Here is a 2,906-nt window from a genome sequence, read left to right on the forward strand (position 1 = left end):
GGTTCCCGATCGGGTTGGGCAGCACTGCCTCGTGCTCCCAGGCGGGCGGGGTGATCAGGTAGACACCGGCGCGACGACGGTCATGGGCGAGGCCGGCGGAATGCTCCAGCCGGCCGAGCGGGAGGTGGGTCTTGAGGGCGGAGAGGTAGGCGCCGTTGATGTCCAGCGCGGTCACCTCATGACGGCCGGGCGGGAGTTCGGCCCTGGTCCACTTGGGGCGGGCTTCCCAGATCTGGTCGGCGCCGCGGGACGTCTGCTTCCTGAGGATGTCAGGGATCCAGGGGTGGGCGATCACGTCGTAACGGGCACCCTTACGAGACTCGTCCAGCAGCCGCATCGCATCCGCGATCGCCCGCTTCAACAACGCCGCCGTGGCTGCCTCCACGTCACCGTGGTGCTCGGCGAGCGCGGCCTGCGCCGCCTGCCCGATCAGATCGACCGGCCCGGACGGCTCCTGGAACGCACGCCCGGCCGGGCCCCTGGAACGCTCCGAGAGACCCGCCGCCGTACGCGGGGTGCGCACCGCCGCCGGCTTCCCGGCCGGAGCGGCCTCGGGCCGGGCGGGCGCCGCGGCGGACGGTGCAGGCAGCGCGGCAGGCTGGTCGGGTGGCGCGGCAGCGGTGGTCTGGCAGTCGGCCGGGTCCAGGTGCTGGGCGAACCCCGCCACCCGCTGTCCGGCCGGATACCCGCACAGCACACACGGCTCGGGCACCGTGAGGGCCTCCACCTCATCACCCTCACCGTCTTCTGCGGGCGCCGGGGAAACCGCAGGAGCGTCAGCCGGGGCAGGGGCGTGCGCCACGGCCGCCTCGGCAGCAGACGGCGTGACCGGGGCGGTGCCGGCGGCGAACTTGGCGGCCAGCCCGTCCAGCAGGTAGGCGTACTTGGTCCGGGTCCCGCCGGCCGGGTCCCGGCCGCTCTCCCAGGCGGCGACCGTGGACGGGCTCACCCCGAGCGCCCGGGCCACCTGCGCCTTGGACAACCGGGCCCGCTCCCGCAACTCCCGGCGAACCCGGGGAGAGGGGAGCCCGGCTTCCGGCCCGACGGCGGCGAGCAGCGAATCGACCGCATCGAAGTCACTCACCAAGCCACTCCCCTCCCGGCATTGGCACCACGGCGGCGGGAGGCGGGCAGCGTCTCGCACGCCCGGGTCGGACCCGCCAGCAGATCCAGCGCAGCCATCCCGTAGTACTCAGCCAGGACATCCACATCACGCAAAGTCCACGACGTGGCCCCGGACTGCCGGCGCGAGACCTGCGTCTGCGTCAGCCCGAGCACCGCAGCAATCACCCGCTGCGAATCCCCCGTCGCCTGCATCAACACAGCCACCGTCAACCGCAACGACTCCTCCAGACCCAAACCCATACCCCCACCATACCCAAAGCGATGCAAATAATGCATCACAACCGGGGATTGGAACACAGAAATGCGACCAACGCCTTGCCTTCCGGACCGGAGGGAACACGAGGCACCCCTGACAAGACCCCCACACCCCGCACCCCACCCGGCACACCCCCTCCACCAAGACCATCACCAGCAACAAGGCGTTGCCGTCACACCAGGCCCGGGGCTCGGGGCATGCAGGCAGTACTCGATGTACTGCGCCCGGTAGGCGGCGTAACCCTCGCATACGGCTCCAACAGCCATCCGGCCGAGACGGGCCGCCAGGCGACCCTCAAGGCCGCCGACCCGGCAACCAGCCGACTTCATACCGACTTCACCCCCAGCACCCCCGCCAACAAACAACACGACGGCGGTCAGCAGCCGCAGCGGCATCGTTGGCGGTACGGCTCTGTCGGGTGGAGCACCGGATGCGCGACGGCACGAGTGGCCTCGGCGCACTCCTGGGCGGAGCCGGAGTCCGGTTCCTGGAGGCACTCCCATTCGAGCAGGGCCGCGAAGTCGACGAGAGCCATTGCCCCGGCGTACGTCAGGTACGGAACCCACACTGGGTAGGAACCTTCGCCACCGTCGCCCACTGGTATCAAGGAGACGGGGCGAATCCCGTGCTCGGCGAAGCTCGCAGCCAGTGCATCAGGCCAGCAGAGACGAGCCGCCCGGATGAAGGCCCATGAGACAGCCGTCCCGTATCGGGCCAGCACCCCGACCCGTTCGTGCGCGTCGATGTCGAGGCAGACACCGTTGATCCCGACCTCGACGCGCCCGTCCAGGACGCGGGCAGGGCGCACGGGTCACCCGGCCGCCGGGCCAGGCCGGAATCTCGTCCCCCGCCGCGAGTTCGCCAGCCAGTACCGGAACCACACCCGGGTCAGCGTCGAGCACCATGCTCAGGTCGGGTATCTCCCCGAGCCTCAGACATGTCTCCTCCGCCGTTGAGTGGGAGGAGCCTAAAAGCAGCCACTGACAGCGCCGTTCGCCGCCGCCGACCTGCAGGGGAGCCGGTGGCGGCCCGGGACGGAAGCAGCGGGCAGCCGCCACCGCCCCTCCCCGGCCTCCCCGGGGAAACCACCCGGCCGTCCCCCGAGCCCACGCGGAAACACTCCCGGACGGCACCGCAAGGCTCACAGCACGACTCCCGAAGACCGAAACCAGGCACGCCAAACTCACCGCCGAGAAGCGGCAGGTACACGCCGGACCCGACGCCGACTGGGCATAACGACGCTCCGCCAGGGTCCCGAGCAGCAACGACCCACTACACCGGGGGCCCCGCTCGGGGCCTTCGTACAGAGGCCTTCGTGCGTGGGTACTCACCGCCAGCCGACTAGGGACTGTCTTTAGTTGCGATCAACGGCTCGCGTCAGGCTGCTGATCCAGATGGTCGCTGCGCGGAGATGGAGTCCGGCGAGGTAGCTCTCGGGTGTTTTGTCGTAACGGGTGGCGATGCCTCGCCAGTCCTTCATCTTGTTGATGGCCCGCTCGACCGTGTTGCGTTCGCGGTAGAGACC

The 2,906-nt window shown here is 70.3% G+C and carries 3 protein-coding genes; all 3 read right to left on the minus strand.

The annotated features are described in order from the left end of the window. Nucleotides 1-1,084, minus strand: a 1,084-nt coding sequence (locus ACWD4B_RS35590) for a helix-turn-helix domain-containing protein (RefSeq protein ID WP_451424649.1), incomplete at its 3' end; no start/stop codon positions are given. Further along, nucleotides 1,081-1,365, minus strand: a complete 285-nt coding sequence (locus ACWD4B_RS35595; RefSeq protein WP_451424650.1) for a helix-turn-helix domain-containing protein — start codon at nt 1,363-1,365, stop codon at nt 1,081-1,083. The genes ACWD4B_RS35595 and ACWD4B_RS35590, both read right to left, overlap by 4 nt. Nucleotides 1,366-1,757: 392 nt before the next feature. Then, nucleotides 1,758-1,916: a hypothetical protein gene (locus ACWD4B_RS35600; RefSeq protein WP_451424651.1), complete on the minus strand. Its 159-nt coding sequence runs from the start codon at nt 1,914-1,916 to the stop codon at nt 1,758-1,760. Nucleotides 1,917-2,906 lie beyond the last annotated feature (990 nt).

This window comes from Streptomyces sp. NPDC002536 (assembly GCF_053594995.1).